Source organism: Pseudomonas sp. FP1762 (assembly GCF_030687105.1).
Classification (GTDB): Bacteria; Pseudomonadota; Gammaproteobacteria; order Pseudomonadales; family Pseudomonadaceae; genus Aquipseudomonas; species Aquipseudomonas siliginis.
Genome location: NZ_CP117458.1, coordinates 5,534,668 through 5,559,545 on the forward strand (window position 1 = coordinate 5,534,668; position 24,878 = coordinate 5,559,545).

Genomic DNA, 24,878 nt, shown 5'->3' on the forward strand with positions numbered 1-24,878 from the left:
GCGCTCCTGACGTGCCTTCGGAACCGCCGCTGGACCGGACGGGATTGCGTCCTCTTAAACGTGATTCGCGCCAGGCAAGACTCCCATTGGGCCAAGCCCTAACTAAAACAGGATTACTCATGTCCTTTGCTTCCCTCGGTCTCTCCGAGGCTTTAGTCCGTGCCATCGAAGATGCGGGCTATACCGAGCCTACTCCGGTGCAACAGCGGGCCATTCCCGCCGTGTTGCAAGGTCGCGACCTGATGGTGGCGGCTCAGACAGGTACCGGTAAAACCGGCGGCTTCGCCCTCCCGATTCTGGAGCGGTTGTTCCCCAACGGTCACCCGGACAAATCCCAGCGTCACGGCCCGCGCCAACCGCGCGTGCTGGTCCTGACCCCGACCCGCGAACTCGCGGCCCAGGTGCACGAGAGCTTCAAGATCTACGCCCGTGACCTGAAATTCGTCAGCGCCTGCATCTTCGGCGGCGTCGGCATGAACCCGCAGGTCCAGGCCATGTCCCGTGGCGTCGACGTTCTCGTCGCCTGCCCGGGTCGCTTGCTCGACCTCGCCGGCCAGGGCAGCGTCGATCTGTCCCACGTGGAAATTCTCGTTCTCGACGAAGCCGACCGCATGCTCGACATGGGTTTTGTCCACGACGTGAAGAAAGTCCTCGCGCGTCTGCCGGCCAAGCGTCAGAACCTGCTGTTCTCGGCGACCTTCTCCAAAGACATCACCGACCTCGCCGGCAAGCTGCTGCACAACCCGGAACGCATCGAAGTGACGCCGCCAAACACCACGGTCGAGCGCATCGAACAACGCGTGTTCCGCCTGCCGGCCAGCCACAAGCGTGCGCTGCTGGCGCACCTGATCACCGCCGGCGCGTGGGAACAGGTACTGGTTTTTACCCGCACCAAGCACGGCGCCAACCGTCTCGCTGAATACCTGGACAAACACGGCCTGCCGGCTGTGGCAATCCACGGTAACAAGAGCCAGAACGCGCGCACCAAAGCCCTGGCCGACTTCAAGGCCGGCGAAGTACGCATTCTGGTTGCCACCGACATCGCTGCCCGTGGCCTGGACATCGATCAGTTGCCGCATGTGGTCAACTTCGAGCTGCCGAACGTCGATGAAGACTATGTGCACCGTATCGGCCGTACCGGCCGCGCCGGTCGTTCAGGCGAGGCGATCTCGCTGGTCGCGCCGGACGAAGAAAAACTGCTGAAAAGCATCGAGCGCATGACCAAGCAGAAGATTGCCGACGGCGATCTGATGGGCTTCGACTCCAGCACCATCGAAGCCGAGAAGCCGGAAGCCCGCGAGCGTCCGGACATCCGCAACCCGCGCAATTCCCGTGGCCCGCGTGGCGACGGTCCGAATGGCGGCGGCGGTGGTGGTGGTCGCAAGGACAAAGGCAAAGACAAGGGCAAGGAAAAACCGGCCGGTGAACGTGGCGAGCGCCCTGCCCGTCAGCAGAAACCGCGCGAAGGCACCCCGAGCCGCGAACAGCGCCCGAGCCAGCCACCGCGTGCAGCAGCTGACCGTGCCCCGGACGAGTTCCTCGACGACGATATCGATAACTTCGGTAACCGCGTCGACTACGTGCCGAAAGCCGCTCCTGCCGGCGGCCGTGGCCGTCGTCCGGGTGCACCGGCGCAAGGCGCTGGCGCACCCCGTGGCGGTCAGCCCCAGGGTCGCCAGAACGGTCCGCGCAACAGCAACGGCTCGAGCACCGGCACACCACCGGCCAAACGCAGCGGCCCGCGCAATGGCGCACCGCGTGATGGTCAGGGTCGTCGCGACGAATCCGCGCCGCGCAACCGCCGCCCGGCCCGTGACGATCAACCTCGCAGCGAACCGGCCGTGCAGAACCCGCGCAGCAACGGTCCGAAGATCATGCACAAGGAATCGAAAGCCGACCGCTTCCCGACGCCTGAGCAGCTCGATCAACTGCCAAGCCGCCCGCGTGGCGAGAAACCAGCCTTGCTGACCCGCAATCGCTGAGTTTTAACCCGCCATGAAAATGCCCCGACTCGAAAGAGCCGGGGCATTTTTTTACCTCGATTATCTCTGCCATACCGCAATACCCCTGTGGGAGCGAGCCTGCTCGCGAAGGCGGCGGGTCAGCTGAATCTTTGCCGATTGACACACCGCTTTCGCGAGCAGGCTCGCTCCCACAAGGAATAGCGTGTTATGACAAAAAAAACGCCCCCGACCTTTCGACCGGGGGCGTTTTCATGTGGCGGCGAAATTTATTTCGCTTTCACACCTTCGAACGAAACATACAGCTCGACCGCATCGGACTTCGGACCGAGGTCTTTCTGCTTGCCGAAATCGGAACGCTTGATGGTGGTGGTGCCTTCGAAGCCGGCACGGTAGCCGCCCCATGGATCCTTGCCTTCGCCCAGGAAGGTGGCCTTGACGACAACCGGCTTGGTTACGCCCAGCAGGGTCAGGTCGCCGGTCACGTCAGCGGTGTTGGCACCGGTGGACTTGACGCTGGTGGATACGAAAGTAGCCTTGCCGAACTTGCTGGCGTTGAGGAAATCAGCGCTGGCGATGTGCTTGTCGCGCTCGGCGTGGTTGGTGAACACGCTGGCAGTGTTGACGTTGAACTCGATCTTGCTGTCTTCAGGCTTGGCAGCGTCGAAGCTGAACTTGCCGTCGATGTCTTTGAAGGTACCGGTGATGTAGCTGTAGCCCAGGTGGCTGATCTTGAAGTCGACGAAGGCGTGCTGGCCTTCCTTGTCTACTACATAGTCAGCAGCCATTACGTTGGCGGACAGCACGGCCGAACCGATTGCCAGAGCGGCCAGAGTCTTTTTCAACATGCTTTCTTTTCCTTTGAGTCGAGGTTGAATTTCAGGCTTTGCGACCGAGCATTCGGGTGAGGGTCGCATCACGATCGATAAAGTGGTGCTTCAATGCTGCCAACGCATGGAGACCGGAAAAAATTACCAGTGCCCACGCCAGCCACAGATGAATCACCCCAGCGGTATCTGCCTGATCCGGTAGTCCGGAGAGCAGAGCAGGTACTTCAAACAGGCCAAACACCGGGATCCCGACACCGTCTGCGGTGGAAATCAGGTAACCGGCAATCATCACAGCGAACAGCGCCAGATACAGAAACCCGTGGCCGAACTTGGCGCCGATACGGGTCATGCGGCTGTAGCTTTGCAGCGTTGGCGGCGGTGGGCTGATGAAGCGCCACAGCACCCGCAACACCATCACACCAAGCAGCACCAGACCGATGCTCTTGTGCAGATCCGGCGCGTCTTTGCGCCAGGTACTGTAGTAATCCAGCCCAACCATCCACAGACCCAGCGCAAACAGCCCGAAGACCGCCAGCGCCACGCCCCAGTGCATGAAGATGCTGACCCAACCATAGCGCGAAGAAGAGTTACGTAGCTGCATTGCCCAAATCCTGTGAGAACTGCGAACCAAGACTAGCGAGTTATCTATCGAATTAAAGCGGAAAATTTTGCTTTGAAATATCGATAAATACGATCAAGAGTCTGCGAGCGAGGTGTTAAGGAAGGATTAAAGGCGATTCCTGCGTGGAGCGCTTGTACAGATGACGGGGGCTGCATTGACCATCGTCATCTATGCACACGCAGACGGCGAAACTCGACCCTGATAACTATGTACCGCTGATGCGCAATTCAAACCTGCTCGAATGATGCTTCTTTTCATTATTCAAACAGGCACGAAAACATGGCTCTGCGATATACGCCCTTTCAAGCAAGTGGTTCGTCTGTACTGCCGCCCAATCAAACGATGTCTGCGGGCCAATTCCTGCAATCCGAGAACGGTCGATTTCGTCTGATGCTGCAAAGCGACGGGAACCTCGTGCTCAAGGACGGTGAGGCGATCATCTGGATCGCCGACGCCAATCAACCTTACAGCGCAACTTTGCACCCGAAGAAGATGCGCGAGCCGCTGCAGTTTGTGATCAGCAACAGCGGCTTTCTTTATGACCCCTCCAGGCGACGATTATGGATCGCGGAAAGCACGCACAGCACCGACAAGTCGCTTTGGTACAACACATACATGACTGTGCAGGACGATGGAAACCTGGTGAGTTACGACCAGCGCACGGGCAGTCTGCGCTGGGCGCGTTTCGGTTTCATTCCCGGGCGCCTGCGCAAACCCAAGCAAAAGTGGCTGAGGAAACTGCCGAACGGGACAGAATTCTTCAAGTGGGAGTTTTGACTGACCAGCCATTCATGGCCGATCAGTTATGAAGTACTGCCGGCGGTTGCAGGCATTCGGCACTGTAGGGGTCTATGTGGCACTTGTGCGCCAGTTCAGAACCATAGCCGCCGGGGAAAAATTGCCCGTTGCTACATCCGGAAAGTGCAATCAAAACCAGTATCGCGATAAGCGTTTTCATAGCATGCCTCCAATTTTTTCCAGCATAAAATTGGCGCGCTGGCAGCCGCTATCACCTCATTCCGAGCATCTTGTGGGAAGGCTCCGGTACGCCGGTAAGTCCCGTAACCGGATGACGAAGGACTGAAACGCAGGGTAAAAAAAACGCGACCCGAGGGCCGCGTTTTCATGTGAACAAAGCCTTACTGCGCCTTGGTCTCGGTCGTTGCAGCAGGCTTGGCCGCTGGCTTCTTCGCCGGTTCAGCCTTCTTCGCCGCCGGTTTGGCCGCCGGCTTTTTCGTTTCGGTTTTTGCCGCCGGTTTCTTCGCCGCTGGCTTGGCCGCTGCTTTTTTCGCCGGCTCGGCTTTTACCGGGGCCGCTGGCTTCGGTGCTTCCACCGGCGCTGGCGCAGGTGCCGGGGTCGGTGCAGGCGCTGGAGCGGCCGGAGCAGGTGCTGGCTCTGGCGCTTTCACAGGCTCTGGCTTCTTCTCGTCATCCGAACCGCCGAACAGGTTGCTGAAGAAGTTGCCCTTCTTCGCCGCTACCGCACCCGCCGCGCCTGCCGCAGCTGCAGCCGGAACCACTTTGGCCGGTTCGAACGACTTGCCTGCCGCCAGATCTTCAACCTGGCTAGCCGCGCGCTGGCCGGTGCGCAGTGCGCCTTCCAGAGTGCCCGGGTACAAGGTGTCGGTGTGTTCACCGGCAAACGCTACGCGTTGCAGCGGACGTTCCCACAGGCGCCAGAACTTGCTGATCTGCCCCGGGCCGTAAGCCAGGTAGGCGCCGCCCATCGACGGATCGGTGCTGTAGCGACGGATTTCATAACCGGTGAACGAGCCACGGGCCTGTGGGTAAAACGCGTGCAGACGGATCAGCACCTGATCGACCATCTGCTTGTCGCCGAACGCCTGCATCACACGGGCGTTATCGCCGGACAGGTTGATCACCACGTTGGCGCCGCCCTTCAGTGCCGGTTCGATCCAGAGCATGCCCAGACCGGTATTGCTGTAAATCTCGCCGGACATGCGCGATTTGCTTTCCCACACTGGCGTCTTGAACTTCAGCATGATCTGGTCGCGCCAGCCGTAGTTGGTGCCTTTGATCGCCGCCAGATGCTGGGCATCCAGCGCAGGGGTCAGGGCGATCTTGTTCAGCGCGCGCAGCGGTACCGCCAGCACAACGTAGTCGGCCTGATAGCCGACGCTGCCGACTTTGACGGTCACACCGTCCTTGTCCTGGATGATGGCCGAGACCGGCGAGCTGGTCTTGATGGTCTTGATCTGTTTGACGAAGGCCTGGGCCAGGACCTGGCTGCCGCCGACCAGACGCGAGGCGCGCAGGTCGCGGTCGGAAACGCCGCGATAGACGCGGTTCTGCTGAGCGAAATACAGCAGCGACAGACGCGAAGGCTCGTCGTAGTGGGTGCGAATGTCCTGGTTGATCAACTGACGCGCGGTGGCCGGCAGGTTCTGCTTGTCGAGCCAGCTCGATACGGTGATCTGGTCCAGTGCATGCAGGGTGGCGGTCGCCGCCGGGTTCTGCGGGTCGTCGATCGAGCGCGCCAGATCGTCGAGGGTTTTCTGGTAGCGCTTGAGCGCATCGGCGGTGGCTGGCTGTTTGGTGGCCAGATCAGCGGCGGAGAAATAATCGCCATCGATCAGATAACCCGGCGTACGCACAAATTCCGGCGCCGGCGTGGTGCCGAGCTTGAAGGTCGACACGTACTTGTTCAGCACCGGCTGAGTCTTGTCGTTGCCGATCCACTCGCTGGTGGCCATGCCCGAGCGCCCGCCCAGGCTCGGTTTGGCTTCCAGCAGGGTGACCTGCCAGCCTTTGTTCTGCAGTTCGTAAGCAGCGGTCAGACCCGACAGGCCGCCGCCAATCACGATCGCGGTTTTATCCTTGGCCAGCGCCGTAACGCTGAACAGCCCCAACATCACCAGCGCACAGGCGCGCAGCCAACCGACAGACATTCAGCGAACTCCGGAAAAACATGTGGGAAAAAGCAGTTTTGCGAGTCAGACGACTCAAAGAACCGCGAAGAATACGTTAGCCATCAAAACGCCGCCAGCGACGTCTATCGGCTCAGACAAAGTAGTTCAATCGACACAATGGGTTGTTCCCGCGCGATGCATTGCATAGGCTTGCGCGATTGTTCGCCCGCGCCTGACGCGAGCCGCCTCGAGGAGACTGTAAATGGGCCTGAATAACCAGTGGATGCAACGCGATCTCGCGGTGTTGTGGCATCCCTGCACCCAGATGAAAGACCACGAACAGCTGCCGCTGATCCCGATCAAGCGCGGCGAAGGCGTCTGGCTCGAAGACTTCGAAGGCAAGCGCTACCTCGACGCAGTCAGTTCCTGGTGGGTCAACGTGTTCGGCCACGCCAACCCGCGGATCAACCAGCGCATCAAGGATCAGGTCGATCAACTCGAACACGTGATCCTTGCCGGTTTCAGCCATCAGCCGGTGATCGAGCTGTCCGAGCGCCTGGTGAAAATGACCCCGCAAGGCCTGAACCGGGTGTTCTACGCCGATAACGGCTCGTCCTGCATCGAAGTCGCGCTGAAGATGAGCTTTCACTACTGGCTCAATCGCGGCCAACCAAACAAGAAGCGCTTCGTCACCCTGACCAACAGCTATCACGGCGAGACCATGGCGGCGATGGCGGTCGGCGATGTGCCGCTGTTCACCGAGACCTACAAAGCCCTGTTGATGGACACCATCAAAGTGCCGAGCCCGGATTGCTATGGCCGGCCCGACGGCATGAGCTGGGAAGAACACTCACGCAATATGTTCGCGGCCATGGAACAGACGCTGGCAGAGAATCATGACAGCGTCGCGGCAGTTATCGTCGAGCCGTTGATTCAAGGTGCCGGCGGCATGCGCATGTATCACCCGGTGTACCTCAAGCTGTTGCGCGAGGCCTGCGACCGTTACGGCGTGCACCTGATCCACGACGAAATCGCCGTTGGTTTCGGCCGCACCGGAACGATGTTCGCCTGCGAACAGGCCGGCATCCGCCCGGACTTCCTCTGCCTGTCGAAAGCCCTCACCGGCGGCTACCTGCCGCTGGCCGCGTGCCTGACCACCGACGAGGTCTACAGCGCCTTCTACGACGACTACCCGACCCTGCGCGCCTTCCTCCACTCGCACAGCTACACCGGCAACCCGCTGGCCTGCGCGGCGGCATTGGCGACCCTGGATATCTTCGAGCAGGACAACGTCATCGAGAACAACAAAGCCTTGGCTCAGCGCATGGCCTCGGCGACTGCGCATCTGGTGGATCACCCGAACGTCTCCGAAGTGCGCCAGACCGGCATGGTCCTGGCCATCGAGATGGTCAAGGATAAAGCCACGAAAGAGGCCTACCCTTGGCAGGAGCGTCGTGGCTTGAAGGTTTTCCAGCATGCACTGGAACGTGGTGCGTTGTTGCGGCCGCTGGGCAGCGTGGTGTATTTCCTGCCGCCGTATGTGATCACCCCGGAGCAGATCGACTTTCTGGCCGAAGTGGCCAGTGAAGGTATTGATATTGCTACGCGTGACAGCGTCAGTGTTGCGGTGCCGAAAGACTTCCATCCGGGATTCCGCGACCCGGGCTGATCTATTTCACTTAAGCTTCAGCGGTGAACGGACTACCGTCATCGCTGGCAAGCCAGCTCCCACAGGTCCTGCGCAAGTCCTTGTGGGAGCTGGCTTGCCAGCGATAGGGCCGCCAGACTTTTACACTTTTTACAGAGACCCCGCATGAGACTGTCCCGCTTCTTTATCGACGCCCCGCTGAGCACTGGCGAACACGAACTGCCGGAGGCCCAGGCGCATTACATCAGCCGCGTCCTGCGCATGGCCGAAGGCGATGCGGTGCAGTTGTTCGACGGTTCCGGCCATGAGTTTCGCGGATCGCTCGTCGAAGTCGGCAAGAAGCGCGTGGTCGTGCAGATCGACGAGCAGTTCGCCGGACAAATCGAATCGCCGCTGCAGATCCACCTCGGCCAGGGCCTGTCCCGGGGCGAGCGCATGGACTGGGCGATTCAGAAAGCCACTGAACTCGGCGTGATGCAAATCACCCCGATCTTCAGCGAACGCTGCGAAGTGCGGCTCAAGGACGAACGCGCCGACAAGCGCTTGCTGCATTGGCGCCAAGTGGCAATCAGTGCCTGCGAACAGTGCGGGCGTTCACGGGTGCCAGTGATTCATCCACCAGTGTTGCTGGCGGACTGGCTCAAGCAGACCGAAGCCGAATTGAAACTGGTGCTGCATCCGGTCGCAGAACCGCTGGTCAGCCATGCCAAACCGGCGACGCTGGCGTTTCTGATCGGACCGGAAGGTGGGTTGACGGATGGCGAAGTCGAGCAGGCCAAAGGCAACGGTTTCCACGCTGCCCGCCTCGGCCCGCGCGTGTTGCGCACCGAGACCGCGCCGGTAGTGGCGTTGGCGGTGGCCCAGCAACTGTGGGGTGATTTCTAAGGCCCCTTCGCGAGCAGGCTCGCTCCCACATTGGATCTAGGGTGTTCACAAAACCAGAGTTCACTGAAGATTTATTGTGGGAGCGAGCCTGCTCGCGAAAGCGGTGTTTCATTCAACGAAGGTGTTGGCTGACCTGACGCCTTCGCGAGCAGGCTCGCTCCCACAGGGATTGCATTTACAGGACGTAAAACAGAATCGCGACAAAGTGCAGCAGACTTCCCGCGATCACAAACAGATGCCAGATGCCATGGGCATGCCGCAGGCGGTGATCCAGGGCAAAAAAGATAATCCCCACCGTATACAAAACCCCGCCCGACGCCAGCCAGGCAAACCCCGCCGTGCCCAGTGCGGCAATCAGCGGTTTGACCGCGACCAGCACGATCCAGCCCATCACCGCGTAAATCACGATCGACAGAATCCGCGCCTCGGAACGCGGTTTGATCTCTTGCAGGATGCCGATCAGCGCCAGCCCCCAGACAATCCCGAACAGCGTCCAGCCCCAAGGCCCGCGTAACGTCACCAGGCAGAACGGCGTGTAGCTGCCGGCGATCAGCAGGTAGATCGAGAAATGATCGACCTTCTTCATGATCGCTTTCTTGCGCCCGCGCACGCTGTGATACACGGTCGAGGCGCTGTAGAGCACCAGCAAAGTGAAGGCGTAGATCGCCACGCTGACAATCTTCCACGGACTGCCGTCGAGGCTGGCAATCACCAGCATCCACACGCCGCCGATAAACGCGGCGATGGCCCCGACCAGATGGGTCCAGGCGTTGAGTTTTTCCCCGTGATACATGTATTGCTCACCTCACATTCGTTACCGCAGCGCGCAAGGCTCGGGCCTTGAGCGTAAAAGCGCAATGTTTCTGTTCAACCTCGCCTGCGCGGCCCGCGGGAATTGGGCACAATCGGCCGATACCAAAAAGAGTCCGCGCCATGCTGATCGACGAAGAATTGACCCTGAAAAAACTCGAGGTGTTCCTCGCCTTCATGCGCACCGGCAACCTCGCCCGCGCTGCCGCCGAACTGCAGACCAGCAACGTCAGCGTGCACCGCGCCATTCACTCTTTGGAAAACGCCCTGCGCTGCCCGCTGTTCAAACACGAAGGGCGCAACCTGACGCCGCTGGAAAGCGCTTATGTGCTGGAAGAACGTGCGCAGAAGCTGATCAACGACGTCGTCGACAGCGTGCGCCTGACCCGCGAAGCCGCCGGGTTCTCCGCCGAGCGCTTCAAGCTCGGCTCGCTGTATTCGCTGACGGTGAAAACCGTGCCGCAGCTGATCATGGGCCTGAAAATCCGCCGCAGCGAACTCAACATCGACCTGATCCTCGGCTCGAACATCGACCTGCTCTACAAGCTGAAAAACATGGAAGTCGACGCGATTCTGGTGTCGCTGGACGACAGCATCAACGATCCGGACTGCGAACAGATTGCGCTGTTCTCCGACGACATCTTCCTCGCCACCCCGGCGGATTCAAAATTCGCTCAGCGCAGTGAAGTCGATCTGGCGGAAGTGCGCGATGAAACCTTCATCACCCTGACCCAGGGCTTCGCCACGCATCAGGACGGTGTGCGGGTATTCAAGCAAGCAGGGTTCGAGCCGAAGGTGGCGATGCAGGTCAATGACATCTTCACCCTGCTGAGCATGGTCAGCTCAGGGGTGGGGTACGCCTTGTTGCCGGGGCGGATTGCGGCGGTGTACGAGAATCGGGTGAAGCTGATTCCGTTGCAGGAGAAGTACCGGTTGCAGCAGCACATTGGCGTGGTGTTTCTCAAGGCCAAGGAGCGTGATCCGAATCTGCTGGCGTTGCTGGCGGAGTGTCGGATGTATGCCAATCGGCAGGCTGGGGTTTAGATCAAGATCAAAATCAAGAGCTACCCCCTCACCCCAGCCCTCTCCCCCAAGGGGTAGAGGGGGAAAGGGAGCAGATCGGGGGCTTTTTCAGAACCTGAGTTCGACTTAGAAATTTCAGGTCGATGTATAACGCCAGAACAACTCGGTCAGTCCCCTCTCCCTCCGGGAGAGGGTTAGGGTGAGGGCAGCTTGAATTGACTAACCCATCAACCCGCGCATCGCCAGAAACAACAGCGAAGGCCCAAGCAGACACCCGAGCGCGGTGTAGAACGCCGCCGTCAGGCAACCGTACGGCACCAGCTTCGGATCGGTGGCCGCCAGGCCTCCGGCAACACCGCTGGAGGTGCCCATCAACCCACCGAAAATCACCGCGCTGCGCGGATTGTTCAGGCCGATCATCGGTGCCACGAACGGTGTCATCACCATCACCAGAATCGCCTTGATCAGCCCCGCCGCAATCGACAGCGCCATCACCTCGGAGCTGGCACCAATCGCCGCACCGGTCACCGGGCCAACGATATAAGTCACGGCACCGGCGCCAATGGTGGTCAGGCTCACCGCATCGGTGTAGCCGAACGCCATCGCCACGCCGACGCCGGCGACGAACGAGGTGCCAACGCCGACAAACAGCGCCAGCACACCGACGAATCCGGCGCGTTTGAGCTCATCGACACTCACGCCAAACGCCGTCGCCACAATCGCGAAATCCCGCAGCATCGCACCGCCGAGCAGGCCGATGCCGGACAGCAGGGGAATATCCACCACGCCCTTCTGCCCACCGGTCAGCGCGCCGCCGATATACGACAGCACCAGCCCGAGCAGAATGGCGATCGCCGAACCGTGCAGACGGCCCTTGGTGAAAGTGTTGGACATCCAGTAGGACACCCACATGGTCAGGCCGACAATCAAAAAGCCGCTGATCAAACCGTAGCCGGTGATCACTTTCATCATTGATTCGTACATGGCGATTACCCCGCAGTCTTGGCTGGAGCAATCGGCGTCTCTTGCTTGTTGCCCATGCGCGTCAGCACCGGCACCAGAGCAAAGGCGATCACTACGGCGAGGGTGCCGGCGAGAATCGCCATCGGCCCGCCCTTCAGCGCACCGTAGACATTCTGCTGTGCGGCCATGGCGACCACGATGGGGATGTAGATCGCGCTCCAGAACTCCACGCCCTGCTCGGTCTTGCCCTTGAGCCAGCCGCTCTTGTAGAGATAGCTGCCCAGGCCGATCAACAGCAGCATCGCAATACCGACACCGCCGACATTGGCCGGCACGCCGATCAGCTTGCCGAGCAATTCACCGACCCAGATACCGACCAGCGTGCAAAAGGCGAGAAATGCCACACCGTAAATAATCATTGTTGTAGTCCTCAAAGTGCATCGTCGAATGTTGTTTTTGTTGTTCGAAGCTTGAGTCGCGGCGTTTTTAGAGTTGGCGGCCACCCTCCTCGCGCAACAGCGCTTGCAGGGTATCGAGGCGGGCACTGTCGAAGGCAGTGACGGTGCCCTGCTCGAACACCCGGCGCGCCAGCCCGGTCAGCACCGCACCGGGCGGCAGTTCGATCTGTAGACGTACGCCGCGCTCGTAGGCGCTTTGCACGGTGCCGCGCCAGTCCACCACGCGGCACATGTTGAAAGCGAGGTCGTCACGCAGCGCTTCGACTTTGCTCACAGGGCGGGCGCGGCTGCCGCTGAGATAGCCGATCCGTGGCGTTTTAAGTTCGACCCTGGCGAAGGCTTCGGCAAGCGCCTGCGCCGGTTTTTCCAGCAATGGGCAATGCGACGGCACGCTCACCGCCAGCCGTTTCGCCACTCCGGCGCCGCGACTGCGTGCCAGTTCGGCCACCGCGTGCATGGCCTTGTCGCTGCCGGCAATCACCACTTGGTTATCGGCGTTGATGTTGGCCAGATACACCGGCGCATCTTCGCTGTGCACTTGCGCCAGCAGGGTTTCGACTGTGGACAACTGCAAGCCGATGATCGCGGTCATGCCGTAGCCCTGTGGATAGGCTTGTTGCATCAGCTCACCGCGCAGACTGACCAGATGCAGCGCATCGCTGAAACTCAAGACCCCCGCCACCACCGCCGCCGGATAAGCGCCGATGGACAGGCCGGCGACGTAATCCGCAGTCAGTTCATCCTGCAATAACTGCCGCGAAGCAGCGACACCGGCGATCAGCAGGCACAGCTGAACCGCTCGTGTCGTGCGCAATGCCTCGGCTGAATCCAGCAGCGCAACATCTTCGCCCAGTACATCACTGGCCTCGACCAGCGTTTCCCTTGGCAAACGCTGGAGCATGCCCGCTTGCTGCGCGCCCTGGCCGGGAAACACCAACAGGCTGCTCACGCTGCCTGCTCCTGCGGGTTCCACGGATCCGTCACCAGACAGGCCTGATAAGCATTTTTCAGCAGCACTCGGAACGAACCGCTGGCCCATTCCCGCAACGCCACAGCGCCGAACGGCGTCTGCAATTGCATGTCGACCCGGCACACAGTTTGATCTAAAAGCGCGACCAGTTCGCGCGCCTGATCACGGCCGATCATCTGCGGCGCACGCAGAATCAGATCGAGATCACTGGCCGCATGCATTGCTCTGAAACCACTGGCCAATTCAAACCCGACACTGCCGCTGACACCCCAGACCCAACGGCAGTCATCGAGCATCGGCCGCAGTTGTTTGAGCGCCTGCATCACCGGCAGATCTCGCTCACACTCAACATGACAAAGGGCTTCGGGACTGACTCGACAGGCAATCGAATCCAGCGCCATAACCGCCGCCAGCCGCTGCTCGCGCAACACACCGCGCACACCGACCGCGACCTGACCTTCCTCGCTCAAGGCCCGGCGCACCACCACCGGTTGCCCGGCCGCCAGCGCCGCGACCGCCCACTGCGGCGCATCCGCCGGCAACTGCGCCGGGGTCATGCCCCAGAGCAGATCGTGGGCCAGGGGCAGGTTCACCACTGCGCCCTCAGCAACTCGCGGACTTTGCTGGAGGCGGCACGATTGCTCGCACCAAGTCGCCCTTTCAAATCTGTGCTGGTCACATCGTTGATCGCTTGCTTGAGGCACTCAGTCACGCGCGTCAGATCTTCCGCCGTCGGTTGTTCGATCTGCTGCACCGAGAGGGTTTCCCAGAGCAGGCCGAGGCTGGCGTAGCTGTCGATGTCGTAGGCCATCGGCGGCACGCTCGAGGCCAGCGCTTCCAGTTCCTCGACACTGCGCAAGGTCACCCGCGCCGCCGAGGCTTTGCCCATCGCGTGGACCATCACGCCGGGGTCGCGCAGCGCGATCAGGCGATTGGCCTGATAACCATGGGCGAGAAACGCACCCGACATGGCCTTGCCCACCAGCAGCGCAATCACCGGATGGCCGGCCAAGCGTGCACGGGCATAACTGTCCGCCGCGCCGGCGAGCGCCTGATGAATGCCGAGGGCTTCTTCGCGGCGGCCATACGCCTGGCTCGGCACATCGACGATGGCGATGATCGGGCGCTTCTGTGCGCTGTCGCGGTCGGCGCTGATCGCGTCATCCACAGCCTTGGCCAGCCCCCAGCCTTCGAGCAAACCGACCTCGCCATTGCGGGCGCGGGGGAAACGATTGTCCGGGTCGGCGACCACGGCGATAAAACGCCCGAGCTCAGCGTCGGCCACTTTCAATGACGGCGGCAACCCTTCGACGACACTGGCGCCAGCGCTGAGCGCATTGAACCAGTGCAAACCGCGCAATGAACAACCGCTCATGAGCGCTCTCCTTGATACAGATCGCGAACCACCGACGGTTCGATTTGCTGGTCAGTGTTCAGCTTGCCGAGGCGTTGCAGGAACCACTCGGCGCGCTGACTGCGCGGCTGTGCCGGCAGGCCTTGCTGGAGCAGTTGGCCGACCTGCTGACGAATCTGCGCCACATCATCGCCGACATAACGGTCCACCAGCCCCGTGTTGAAACGCTGCTCGCCGCCGGTCAGGCTCCAGATGAAGGGCCGGTCGCGGGAGTCGTATTCCTCGATCCCGGCTTCCTGCTCGATCACCTGCGGGCCGTTCAGGCCGAGACGTGCTTCCTGGGTCACCAGCAAATAACTGCACAGCGCAGCAGCAATCGACATGCCGCCGAAGCAACCGACGCTGCCGGCGACCACGCCGACCACCGGTTGGTATTGCTGCAGATCGACAATCGCCGCGTGAATATCGGCAATCGCCGCCAGCCCTAGATTGGCTTCCTGCAAGCGCACGCCGCCGGTTTCCAGCAGCAACACGGCGCGGGTGGGGATGCCGTTGCGGTTGTCTTCAGCGGCCAGTTCCAGCGCACCGGCAATCTTCGCCCCGCCGACTTCGCCAAGGCTGCCGCCCTGAAACGCACCTTCAATCGCCGCGATGACCACCGGCAAACCGTCGAGACTGCCCTTGGCGATAATCACGCCGTCGTCGGCTTGCGGCACTACGCCCTGGCGCTCAAGCCATGGCGACATGACCCGTTGAAAGGGATCGAGCAGTTCGCGAAAGGTCGCGGCGTCGAGCAAGGCTTGCGCCCGCTGCCGCGCGCCGAGTTCGACGAAACTGTGTTTGTTGAGCAACGCTGCGCTGTCAGTCATGGCCGATCTCCTCGAAACCCTGTTCCAGACGCAAGCGCACCACCCCCGGCGTCGCGCCGAAATCGTGGATATCGATGGCCATCGCCGGTGGCGTGGTGCCGTCGAACATCCGCGCAAACAGGTGCTGCCAGCGCTGCTGCGCGCCGTTGACCGAGGTCTGCACGTTGATCGTCAGTTTGCCGGCCAGACCCGGTTCGATCAGCACTTCCAGATCCCCCGAGCCGACACAGCCGACCAGCGCACGCCCGCGTGGCGGCTGCCCGGCGGGGAATTCAAACGATAGGTTTTCCATCAAAACGCTCCCTGAACAATGCCGGCGCGCTCGATGCGATCGAGCAGCAATGTGGCGGCGAGCAGGTCGGCGGCGCCACCGGGCGAGGCATTCAATGCGATGAGTTGTTGATCGAGTTCGTGCAGGCGCCGACGACCGCTGAGGCTGGCGCTGCCGCCGGCATCAAGCACCGCTTGCGCGCCGGCCTGCATGGCGTGCAGGCCCGGTTCCCCGGCGCGGTAAAGCACGCAGGTGTCAGCCAGTTCGGTCATGATCGCCAGCAACGCATCGAGCCGGGCGTTCTGTTCGCCGTGGCCGTTGGCGCGGCTTTTATGCAGTTGCGGCAGGCCGCGTTGCAGCACGGACGGGAAGCCGAGTTGCGCTTCTTCCCGAGCGCCACGTGCGCCGTAACGCTGGGCGACCTGTGCGCCGTGGCTGAGCGGTGTCGGTGCGTAGCGATCGTCGAGCAGTGCCAGGCGTGCGGCGCACAGGGCGATGGATTTAGGTTGCAGCGCGGCGGCTGTCACCAACAGTCCCAATGCCCAGATCGCACCGCGATGGGTGTTGACGCCGTTGGTGGTCACGAGCATCGCTTGTTCGCCCTCGCGGCCGATGCGGCCGATCGCTTCGCGCAACGGCACACCGACTTCACCGGTCTCCAGCGCGGCCTCGGCCATTTCCTTGAATGCCGGCCACAATGCCAGCGCCGACGCGTGCATCAGGCCCAGGTGCAGATCGGTGTGTGCGCCATTGCCGCGACGGTCGACCAGCGCCGGTTTCGGCGACAGATCGGCTTCGTCGATCAGCGCGTCCACCGCCAGATCGGCCAAGCGGTCAGCCAGGGACAGCGGTTTCGCTTGCAGGTTGAATGCGTGCATTACCAGCTCCTGAATTTGGCGGGCGGGTTGTACAGGCCGCCGGACCACTCGACCAGATCGGCCACGCTTTTCGCCGCGAGCAATTCGCGGGTGGCGTCGGTGCGGCGGATGCCAAGGTCTTCGGGCAAGGCGATCAGGCCTTCGCGGCGCATGCGTTCGGTGTCTTTCGGGTTGTGCCGCAGGCCGATGGCGGTAACCCCGGCGACCGCTGCGATCATCGCCTGGCGCTCTTCCAGCGAGCGCGCCTTGTACAGGTAGGCGATGCCTTCTTCGGTGAGCAGGTGGGTAACGTCGTCGCCGTAGATCATGATCGGCGCCAGCGGCATGCCGCTTTTCTTCGCCACTTCCACCGCGTCGAGGGTTTCGACAAAGGTCGGTTTGCCGCCCTCCTGGAAGGTCTCGACCATTTGCACCACGAGTTTCTTGCCGCGTTCGAGCATCGGTTGCGGCCCATCGGCGTGGCGCATGTCCAGCCACGCCGGGGTGCCGTGACGGCGGCCGCGCGGGTCGTGACCCATGTTTGGCGCACCACCGAAACCGGCGAGACGGCCCCGAGTCACCGTCGAGGAATGGCCGTCGCCGTCGACTTGCAACGTCGCGCCGATAAACAGATCCACCGCGTATTGCCCGGCCAGTTGGCAGACCATACGGTTGGAGCGCAGCGAGCCGTCGCGGCCAGTGAAGAACACATCCGGCCGAGCGGCAATGTAGTTTTCCATGCCCAGTTCGGTGCCGAAGCAATGCACGCTCTCGACCCAGCCGCTTTCAATCGCCGGGATCAGCGTCGGGTGCGGATTGAGCGTCCAGTTGCGGCAGATCTTGCCTTTCAAACCGAGGGACTCGCCGTAGGTCGGCAGGATCAATTCGATGGCGGCGGTGTTGAAACCGATGCCGTGGTTGAGTGACTGCACATTGTGTTTTTCGTAGATCCCGCGAATCGCCATCATCGCCATCAGCACGTGCACAGGCTTGATGTGGCGTGGGTCGCGGGTGAACAGCGGTTCGATGTAGAACGGCTTGTCGGCGACCACAACGAAATCGACCCACGACGCCGGGATGTCTACGCGAGGCAGCTCGCTGACGTCATCGACCAATTGGTTGACCTGAACGATAACGATACCGTCGCTGAACGCCGCCGGTTCGATCAGTGCGGGGGTGTCTTCGGTGCTCGGGCCGGTGTAGATGTTGCCGGCGCGGTCGGCCATGAAGCCGGCCGAGAGCACAACGTTGGGGATCAGGTCCACGACGAGGCGGGCGTAGAGTTCGATGTACGTGTGAATGGCGCCGACTTCGAGCAAGCCATCTTCGAGCAATTGGCTGATGCGCAGGCTCTGGGTGCCGGCGAAGGAGAAATCGAGCTTGCGGGCAATGCCACGTTCGAACAGATCAAGGTGTTCGGAGCGGCCGACGCTGGGCATGATCATGTGCAGATCGTGGAGCTTGGCCGGGTCGGCCTTGGCCAGCGAACGTGAAAGGAAATCCGCCTGTTTCTGGTTGTTGCCCTCCAGCACCACACGGTCGCCGGGATGGATCAGCGCTTCGAGCGCGGCGACGATCTTGTCGCTAGGCAACACCGCGCCATCGGCGAGCCCGCGCACCTTGTCGAGCCGGCGCTGCTTCTCGTCACGCCGCCGCGTCCAGCGCGAGTCGGGGGAAATTGTTGTTGTCATGCTCACTCCACGGGGTTCGCTGTCGTGGAGCCAAGTTAGGCGTGTGTGGTGAGGGCATCAATCAAGCTGGGTGGTGAATCATTACGCTGAGCGTAACGTTCAAAAGCTACCCTCACCCTAGCCCTCTCCCGGAGGGAGAGGGGACTGATTGGGGGATGCTTGGGAATGACGCTGACCTGAACCCGTTGTAGTGAATCCATAATCGACTCGGTCATTCCAGGTCGATGTAGGACGCGAGACACCCCGGTCGGCTCCCTCTCCCTTTGGGAGAGGGCTGGGGTGAGGGGCTTTTGATCGTTGCCACGCGCTGCGTGGGAATGCCTCCACGGACGCTCCGCGTTCGGCTCTTGATGGGACGCGGAGCGTCCCGGGCTGCATTCCCACGCAGCGCGTGGCAACGATCAAGCGAAAGCCTTGGATCAGCGGGCCAATCCCGCATCCACCAGTAACTGCTCCAGCCCCAACAAATCCGGCACCTTCGCCACCTGCTCGCCGACCTGCACCGCCGCCTGCTCCAGCGCACACAACGGCACATCCACGTAACTCAACTGACTGTCGAGCTTGCACGACCGAGGAATCCCCTGCACCAACAGGGCGATGAATCTCAGCTCGGGCAAGCCGCCCAGCGCATTCAGAATCACGATCCGCGCCCGTTCGCCGATGACGATTTTCTGCCCGCAGGCCGATTCGAAACTGATCAGCGGAATCTGCCGCTCGCGCCACGTTACCCGGCCCAGGTACCACGGCGGCGTGTCGAGATCGAAGGCGCTGGCCTGGTAGTCGATCAGCTCGGCGATGGCGACATTGGGCAGGATCAGGTTGCGATCGGCCAGCGGCAGCAACAGCCCGGTGAGCTGGCTGGTGCGCGGGTTGTGCCGGTGCTCATGCATGTTTCTTGCTCCACTGGGCGATGCTCTCCAGCAACACCGATTCCTGATACGGCTTGCCGAGGTAGTCGTTGACGCCGATGGCCATGGCGCGGTCGCGGTGTTTCTGCCCGGTGCGCGAGGTGATCATGATGATCGGCAAGTGGCGCAGGCGTTCGTCGGCGCGCACCTGGGTGGCGACTTCGAAGCCGTCCATGCGCGGCATTTCGATGTCGAGCAGCATCAGGTCGGGCAGGTGCTCTTCGAGCAGCAGCATCGCATCGACGCCGTCCTTGGCAGTCAGCACGTTCATGCCATGGCGCTCGAGCAAACGGCTGGTGACCTTGCGCACCGTCACCGAGTCATCGACGACCATAATCAGCAACGGCTTGTGCGGTTCGCTGTCGATCTCCGTGGGCGTCGGTTCCTGCGCCAGGCGCGCCTGCATCGCGCGGATCGGTGCGAGCAGATCCAGAATCAGCACCACCCGGCCGTCGCCGAGAATCGTCGCCCCCGACACGCCCTGCACCGCCGCGAACTGCGGGCCGAGGCTCTTGACCACGATCTCGCGAGTGCCGGCCATGGCGTCGACCAGCACGGCAATGTGGCGGTCGTTGCAATGCACCAGCAGCACCGGCAACGGCAGGTTCTGCCCGAGCAGTTTCGGCCGTGGCGCAGTCTTCAACAGCTCGCCCAGGTAGCACAGCTCATAACGCTGGCCGCCGTATTGATAACTCGGTGGATCCTGCCGGAAGTGCCCTTCCAGATCATTCGGCAACACACGCACGATGCCTTCGATGGTGTTCAGCGGAATCGCGTATTGATCCTCAGCGCACTGCACCATCAGCGCGCGGTTGACCGACACGGTGAACGGCAGGCGAATGCGGAAATGCACGCCCTGCCCCGGCACCGAATCGATACTCATGCTGCCGCCGAGCTGACGCACCTCTTCGTGGACCACGTCCATGCCGACGCCACGCCCGGAAATCTGGGTGATCTTTTCCGCCGTGGAGAAACCCGGCTGAAGGATGAACTGCAACACGTCGCGGTCGCTGATCTCGGCGTCGGGCGCCAGCAAGCCGCGTTTGATCGCCTTGCGCCGCACGGCTTCCAGCGGCACCCCGGCGCCGTCGTCGCGGATGTCGAAAACCATGTCACCGCCTTCGCGGGACAGATCAAGGGTGATCTGCCCTTGCGCCGGTTTGCCTGCCGCCAGCCGCACATCGGCGGGTTCGAGGCCATGGTCGACGGCGTTGCGCAGCATGTGTTCCAGCGGCGCGGCCATGCGTTCCAGCACATTGCGATCCATCTCGCCATCGGCATTGCCGACGACAAAAGCGACATCCTTGCCCAGCTCTTCGGCGACCTGACGAACGATGCGTTTCAGACGCGGCACCATGCGTTCGAACGGCACCATGCGCGTGCGCATCAGGCCTTCCTGCAATTCGGTGTTGATCCGCCCCTGTTGCTGCAACAGGTTCTCCGCATCGTGGTTGCGGCGGTCGAGGGTTTCCTTGAGGTCGAGCAGGTCAGAAGCGGATTCGAACAGCGCCCGCGACAGTTGCTGGAGCTGCGAATGGCGGTCCATTTCCAGCGGATCGAAGTCTTCATAACCGAGGCGTTCGCCATCGACTTGCTGGCGGCTGAGGATGCGCCCTTGGGTTTCGGTGTCGAGGCGGCGCAACTGATCGCGCATGCGCTCGATGGTGGTTTCCATCTCGTTGAGAGCAATCTGCGCATCGTTGACTTGCTGCTCGATTCGCCCACGAAAGATCGAGGTTTCCCCGGCCAGATTGACCAGTTCATCAAGCAGCTCGGACGAGACCTTGACCATGTCCGCGCCAGCATCGGCGGCGGGTGGCGCTGCCTCAGGCTTGATCACCGGAGCCGGCGCCGGCGGCGCTTCAACCTGCACCGGGTGACTGAAATTCTGGATCGCGTTGATCAGCCGATCGGCCGGCGGGCACGGTTGCCCGGCGCGCACACCATCGAGCATTTGCGCCAGTCGGTCATGGCCGCGCTGCACCAGCGCGAACAGTTCGGCAGACGGTTGCAGCGCACCGCTAGAGAGGCTTTCGTAGAGAAATTCCAGCTCATGGGCGAGGTCGCCGATCGGGCCGATTTCGACCATGCGCGCGCCGCCCTTGAGGGTGTGCAGATCGCGCAGCAGGGTTTCGATTTCCTGACGGTTGCCCGGCTCGGCCTGCCAGCGCAACAGCGCGGCGCCGGAGCTTTCGATGATGTCGAAACCTTCTTCGAGGAAGATTTCCAACAGTTCCGGATCATGCCCGGCGTTGTCGTGTTCGACCGCAGCGGGGGCAGATTCGCTGGCGGCCTGGCCCTGACGCAACTGACGGATCGCGTCGATCAGATCCTGCGCCGGGGTCAGCGCTTGATGCGCTTGCAGTTGCTCCAGCATCAGCGCCAACCGCTCATGACTGTGCTGCAACAAACCTTCGAGCACGGCGCTGTGGTTGTAGCGCCGATCGACCAGCCCTTCGTAGAGATTTTCCAGCTCCTGGGCAAGGTCGCCGACGGCCTCGACCTCGGCCATGCGCGCGCCGCCCTTCAGCGTGTGCAAGTCGCGCTGCAATGACGACAGCGGCGCGGCGTTGTCCGGATCCTTGCGCCAGCGCTGCAAGGCTTGCCCGGCGCTGTCGAGAATGTCCACCGCCTCTTCGAGGAAGATTTCGACGATCTCGTCGTCAGGCTCAAGGGCGGCAACCGATTGCTGCAATTGCGCGGTGGCGCTGCCCAGTTCGCGAATGTCCAGGGTGCGGCTGCCGTCGCTGCGGATCAGGCCCATCGCCGCCGGGTCGAGGCCTTCGTCGAGCAGTTCCTGCAAGGCACGAATCCGCTCCGGCTGCGGGGTGATTTCCTGGCCGGCAGCGAGCTCGTCGAGCATGTTGATCAGCGCTTCGTGGGCCAGTTGCGCCTCGTGGAAAAACCGCTCACTGACCGCCAGGCTGCTTTCTTCCACCGCGCCATACAGGTCGAGCAAAGCTTCGCAGAGGCCATCGACCGGAAGCAGATCGGCAAGGTGCGCGCCCTCGCCCAGAGTGGTCAGCTCATCGAGCAAGGCGCTGAGTTCCTGGCGTTCGCCGGGGTGTTGCTGCCAGCGCTGCAAAAGGTTTTCGGCGTCGAGGAGGATGTCCATGCCCTGGGCGAGGAAGTTGTTGATCAGCTGCGGATCGCGCTTGAGGCGCAGGCCGCTGTCAGCGCCATCGGAGCTGGCTTGCAGGCGCTCGGCGAGCAGCGCCTCGGTGCGTTTGATCAGCGACTGCGCACCGACAATCGGCGCCAGCGGATCGTGTTTGAGCTGACGCAGGCCGACGCGGAACAAACCCTCGGCTTCGAGCAGCAATTCGAACTCGTCCAGATCCAGCGGCAACTGATGCGCCTTGAACTCGCGAGCCAGTTGATCCAGTGAAGCCGCCAGTTCGGCCATCGGCAATACGCCGGCCATGGATGCACTGCCCTTGAGCGTGTGCAGCGCCCGTTGCAGTTCGTCGCTGGCCGGCAACGGCACCTGTTCGGCGGCCTGATCGAGGAAACGGTTGAGGCTGGCGAGGTGGGTTTCGGCTTCTTTGCGGAAGATTTCCAGCAGCAGCGGATCAAGCGCGGCGACGTCGTCGGTGTCTTCGGCAGCCAGCGGCTCATCGCCTTTGGCCAACGCGTGGGCGCGGGCGGCGAGTTGGTCGACATCGCTGCGTTGGCGCTGACGCTGGGTGGCGAATTCGTTGATCAGCTCGGGCAGCAGCAACAGCGTGTCGCCGAGCAACTGGCGCAGCACTGCGCCGGGCTCGACGCTTTGTTCGAGCACGCGGTTGAGCAGGTTTTCCACGGCCCAGGCCAGTTCGCCAAGGACCAACGCGCGGACCATGCGCCCGCTGCCCTTCAAGGTATGGAAGGCCCGACGCAGCTCAATCAGGGCGGCGCGGTCCTGGGGATTGGCGGTCCAGCGCGGCAGGTATTCGTGGAGGACCGCGAGGACTTCGTCGGTCTCTTCGAGGAATACTTCGCGCAGTTCATCGTCGACCGGTTCCTCATCGGTCGGCGGCGGCATCAGGCTGTCAGGGGTGTTGCGCGCCGGCGGGTTGAGCGCCGACAGCGGGCTGGCCAGCACCTCGGCGAGCGACTGCACGACGTCAGGGTCGTCAAGGGTTTGCAGATCCTGCATGAGCTGCGCTTCGCTGGGGCTGAGTACCTCATCAAGCACCGGCACTTGCGCTTCGCCGGGCTGCTCGTTGGCAAAGAAGCCGAGGCTGGCAAGGCTGTTTTGCGCGACATCGAGCAGATGCTCGGCGGGCGCCTGCGGGTCGTCGCTCAGGCGTTCGAGGTAATACTCGAGGCTGCTGATCACATCGGCCAGATGATCGAGTTGTTCCCAGCCCGGTTCGTGGGCATCGAGCATCAAATGCTCGCGAATGAAACCGTTGCAGGCCTCGACCAGACTCGCCGCGCGGGCCAGCGGAATCATCGCCAGCGCTCCGCGCACCTGCGTCAGCAGTTCGGGCAGCGGTTGCAGATGCTGGCGGTCCCAATCGGCGTCGATGTAGTCGACGATCATGTCCTTGGCCTGTTGCAGGCAGATGCGCGCTTCCTTGATCACGATCTGATGGATCTGCGTCAGGTCGGTGGTCGGCAGGCGCGCGTCTTCGGCGCTTTGCGTCTCCACCGTGCCGACCATGCCGGCCAGCGTCGCTTCGACGTAGAGCAAGGCCCCGGCGACGTCCATGAGAATCGCGTCGTTCGGTTCGCGCTGGCCTTGGGCGAGGCTGAGCACCACTGCCAGTTGGTCGATGATGACTTTGCGCGGCTGGCCGAAACCCAGCACCGCGAGGGTGTCGGCAATCTGCCGCAGCGGTGCGAGCAGGCTGTCCAGATCCGAGGCGTGCTGGCGGTCGCTGCGCACGAACAGATCGAGGCGCTCCTTGACCCGCACCAGCTCTTCGCACAGCGCCGCCAGCACCGAGCGCATGGCATCGCGGTCGGGGCCGGCGAGGCGCGCGCGTTCTTCATCGACCATCGCGCTGTCGGGCAACGCGTCGTCCAGGGAGTAGCGATCTTTCATGGTCAGCATCTGCCCGGTGGGATGTTCGGCTTTGGCAATATAGAACAACAGGCTTTTCAGCAGCTCGGCCGGCGCCGGCTGATTGAGCCCGACGATGCCCTGCTCGAGCAGGCGCTTGAGCTCTTGGTCGGCGTCCTTGAACAGGCTGCGCAGCGCCGGACTGTTGGCGATGACGCCCTCGCGCATGCCCTCGACCAATGCCGAGGCGATTTGCCACAAAGGGCTCAACGGCGCGTCGCCGCTCAGCGCTTCGAGACGGCTGAAGACTTTGGCCAGATAGCCAAGGTGCGTCTGGTCGTCCTGTTCGCGCAGCAGACCGACCAGAGCCATTTGCAGCATCTGCCGCAGTTTGCGCAGCACGTTCGGCAGATCGGGCGGTTCCAGCGCGGCGAGTGCCTCGTCGCCGAGCGGCGCCAGCTCGGGCAGTGGCGGGCTGAACAGACTGGTTTCCGCCAGCAGGCTTTCACCACGGGCGCTGCGCAGATCGTTGATCAGCGGCAACACCACCAGCGGCAGGTCGCGGCGGGCGCTCTGCACGCGGTCAAGGTAAAGCGGCAGTTGCCCCAAGGCTTGCAGCAGCAGGTGCAAGGCCTCGTCGCGGTGTGGCACGCGTTGATGTTGCAGGGCTTCGACCAGATGCTCCATTTCTTCGGCGAGCAACGCTGCGCCGTAGAACTCGACCATTTGCAGACTGCCGTGGACCTGATGAATGTACGCCAGACATTCGTCCAGCCCGGGGAAGGCCTGCGGATCGTCGAGCACGGCTTCGATCGCCTGATGCGCCAGCCTCAGCGTTTCGGCAATTTCGCCCTTGACCCATTCCAGGGCCACGTAGTCGTGCCGATCACCCATAACC

At 62.3% G+C, this 24,878-nt stretch carries 20 protein-coding genes; 5 read left to right on the forward strand and 15 right to left on the reverse strand.

Annotated features, from left to right (window positions below; all coding sequences use genetic code 11):
- Positions 1-119: 119 nt before the first annotated feature.
- The gene (locus PSH90_RS24775; RefSeq protein ID WP_016772767.1) at positions 120-1,982 is read left to right on the forward strand and encodes a DEAD/DEAH box helicase; all 1,863 of its coding nucleotides are present in this window, start codon (positions 120-122) and stop codon (positions 1,980-1,982) included.
- Between the two features lie 248 nt (positions 1,983-2,230).
- Here the strand turns inward: PSH90_RS24775 and PSH90_RS24780 are convergent, their stop codons facing one another.
- Both PSH90_RS24780 and PSH90_RS24785 read right to left on the reverse strand, forming a co-directional pair.
- Entirely contained in the window at positions 2,231-2,809 is a 579-nt protein-coding gene (locus PSH90_RS24780) for a YceI family protein (RefSeq protein WP_039757580.1), read from the reverse strand.
- Positions 2,810-2,840: 31 nt separating this feature from the next.
- Positions 2,841-3,392: a cytochrome b gene (locus tag PSH90_RS24785; RefSeq protein ID WP_041476792.1), complete on the reverse strand. Its 552-nt coding sequence runs from the start codon at positions 3,390-3,392 to the stop codon at positions 2,841-2,843.
- A 300-nt stretch (positions 3,393-3,692) separates the two neighbouring features.
- Between PSH90_RS24785 and PSH90_RS24790 the strand changes: the two genes are divergently transcribed.
- A complete protein-coding gene (locus tag PSH90_RS24790) occupies positions 3,693-4,190 on the forward strand; it encodes a hypothetical protein (RefSeq protein WP_305381674.1) in 498 nt (165 codons plus the stop codon).
- Between the two features lie 362 nt (positions 4,191-4,552).
- Here PSH90_RS24790 and PSH90_RS24795 read toward each other — a convergent pair whose 3' ends face one another.
- Positions 4,553-6,322, reverse strand: coding sequence for a flavin monoamine oxidase family protein (locus PSH90_RS24795; RefSeq protein ID WP_236167701.1), 1,770 nt, complete (start codon positions 6,320-6,322; stop codon positions 4,553-4,555).
- 223 nt (positions 6,323-6,545) lie between these two features.
- Here PSH90_RS24795 and PSH90_RS24800 point away from each other — a divergent pair, with 223 nt between their 5' ends.
- Entirely contained in the window at positions 6,546-7,952 is a 1,407-nt protein-coding gene (locus tag PSH90_RS24800; RefSeq protein ID WP_095181345.1) for an adenosylmethionine--8-amino-7-oxononanoate transaminase, read from the forward strand.
- A 144-nt stretch (positions 7,953-8,096) separates the two neighbouring features.
- Positions 8,097-8,816: a 16S rRNA (uracil(1498)-N(3))-methyltransferase gene (locus tag PSH90_RS24805; RefSeq protein WP_150636902.1), complete on the forward strand. Its 720-nt coding sequence runs from the start codon at positions 8,097-8,099 to the stop codon at positions 8,814-8,816.
- A 175-nt stretch (positions 8,817-8,991) separates the two neighbouring features.
- Here PSH90_RS24805 and PSH90_RS24815 read toward each other — a convergent pair whose 3' ends face one another.
- Positions 8,992-9,609 (reverse strand): hemolysin III family protein, encoded by a 618-nt coding sequence (locus PSH90_RS24815; protein WP_039757573.1) that lies wholly within the window; start codon positions 9,607-9,609, stop codon positions 8,992-8,994.
- 140 nt (positions 9,610-9,749) lie between these two features.
- On the opposite strand from PSH90_RS24815, the gene PSH90_RS24820 reads away from it, so the two are divergent.
- Positions 9,750-10,670, forward strand: a complete 921-nt coding sequence (locus PSH90_RS24820) for a LysR substrate-binding domain-containing protein (protein ID WP_056786436.1) — start codon at positions 9,750-9,752, stop codon at positions 10,668-10,670.
- A 198-nt stretch (positions 10,671-10,868) separates the two neighbouring features.
- Here PSH90_RS24820 and madM read toward each other — a convergent pair whose 3' ends face one another.
- The 11 genes from madM to PSH90_RS24875 form a co-directional block, all read right to left on the reverse strand.
- Positions 10,869-11,633 carry a malonate transporter subunit MadM gene (madM, locus tag PSH90_RS24825; RefSeq protein ID WP_041476796.1) on the reverse strand — a complete coding sequence of 255 codons (765 nt, stop codon included), beginning with the start codon at positions 11,631-11,633 and terminating at the stop codon, positions 10,869-10,871.
- Positions 11,634-11,638: 5 nt separating this feature from the next.
- Positions 11,639-12,031, reverse strand: a complete 393-nt coding sequence (madL, locus tag PSH90_RS24830) for a malonate transporter subunit MadL (protein ID WP_016772756.1) — start codon at positions 12,029-12,031, stop codon at positions 11,639-11,641.
- A 67-nt stretch (positions 12,032-12,098) separates the two neighbouring features.
- Positions 12,099-13,019, reverse strand: coding sequence for a malonate decarboxylase subunit epsilon (mdcH, locus tag PSH90_RS24835; protein WP_252877043.1), 921 nt, complete (start codon positions 13,017-13,019; stop codon positions 12,099-12,101).
- Positions 13,016-13,636, reverse strand: coding sequence for a malonate decarboxylase holo-ACP synthase (locus PSH90_RS24840; protein ID WP_305381676.1), 621 nt, complete (start codon positions 13,634-13,636; stop codon positions 13,016-13,018). The genes mdcH and PSH90_RS24840 overlap by 4 nt, the downstream gene beginning before the upstream one ends.
- Entirely contained in the window at positions 13,630-14,415 is a 786-nt protein-coding gene (mdcE, locus tag PSH90_RS24845; RefSeq protein WP_305381677.1) for a biotin-independent malonate decarboxylase subunit gamma, read from the reverse strand. Before mdcE ends, PSH90_RS24840 begins: the two co-directional genes overlap by 7 nt.
- Complete coding sequence (locus PSH90_RS24850; RefSeq protein ID WP_305381678.1) at positions 14,412-15,263, reverse strand: biotin-independent malonate decarboxylase subunit beta; 852 nt, start codon at positions 15,261-15,263, stop codon at positions 14,412-14,414. The genes mdcE and PSH90_RS24850 overlap by 4 nt, the downstream gene beginning before the upstream one ends.
- Positions 15,256-15,555: a malonate decarboxylase subunit delta gene (locus PSH90_RS24855; RefSeq protein ID WP_039757560.1), complete on the reverse strand. Its 300-nt coding sequence runs from the start codon at positions 15,553-15,555 to the stop codon at positions 15,256-15,258. Before PSH90_RS24855 ends, PSH90_RS24850 begins: the two co-directional genes overlap by 8 nt.
- Complete coding sequence (locus PSH90_RS24860; RefSeq protein WP_305381679.1) at positions 15,555-16,412, reverse strand: triphosphoribosyl-dephospho-CoA synthase; 858 nt, start codon at positions 16,410-16,412, stop codon at positions 15,555-15,557. Before PSH90_RS24860 ends, PSH90_RS24855 begins: the two co-directional genes overlap by 1 nt.
- Positions 16,412-18,082 carry a malonate decarboxylase subunit alpha gene (mdcA, locus tag PSH90_RS24865; protein ID WP_016772750.1) on the reverse strand — a complete coding sequence of 557 codons (1,671 nt, stop codon included), beginning with the start codon at positions 18,080-18,082 and terminating at the stop codon, positions 16,412-16,414. Before mdcA ends, PSH90_RS24860 begins: the two co-directional genes overlap by 1 nt.
- A gap of 419 nt (positions 18,083-18,501) precedes the next feature.
- The gene (locus PSH90_RS24870; protein ID WP_305381680.1) at positions 18,502-18,972 is read right to left on the reverse strand and encodes a chemotaxis protein CheW; all 471 of its coding nucleotides are present in this window, start codon (positions 18,970-18,972) and stop codon (positions 18,502-18,504) included.
- Positions 18,965-24,874, reverse strand: a complete 5,910-nt coding sequence (locus PSH90_RS24875; RefSeq protein WP_305381682.1) for an Hpt domain-containing protein — start codon at positions 24,872-24,874, stop codon at positions 18,965-18,967. The genes PSH90_RS24870 and PSH90_RS24875 overlap by 8 nt, the downstream gene beginning before the upstream one ends.
- Positions 24,875-24,878 lie beyond the last annotated feature (4 nt).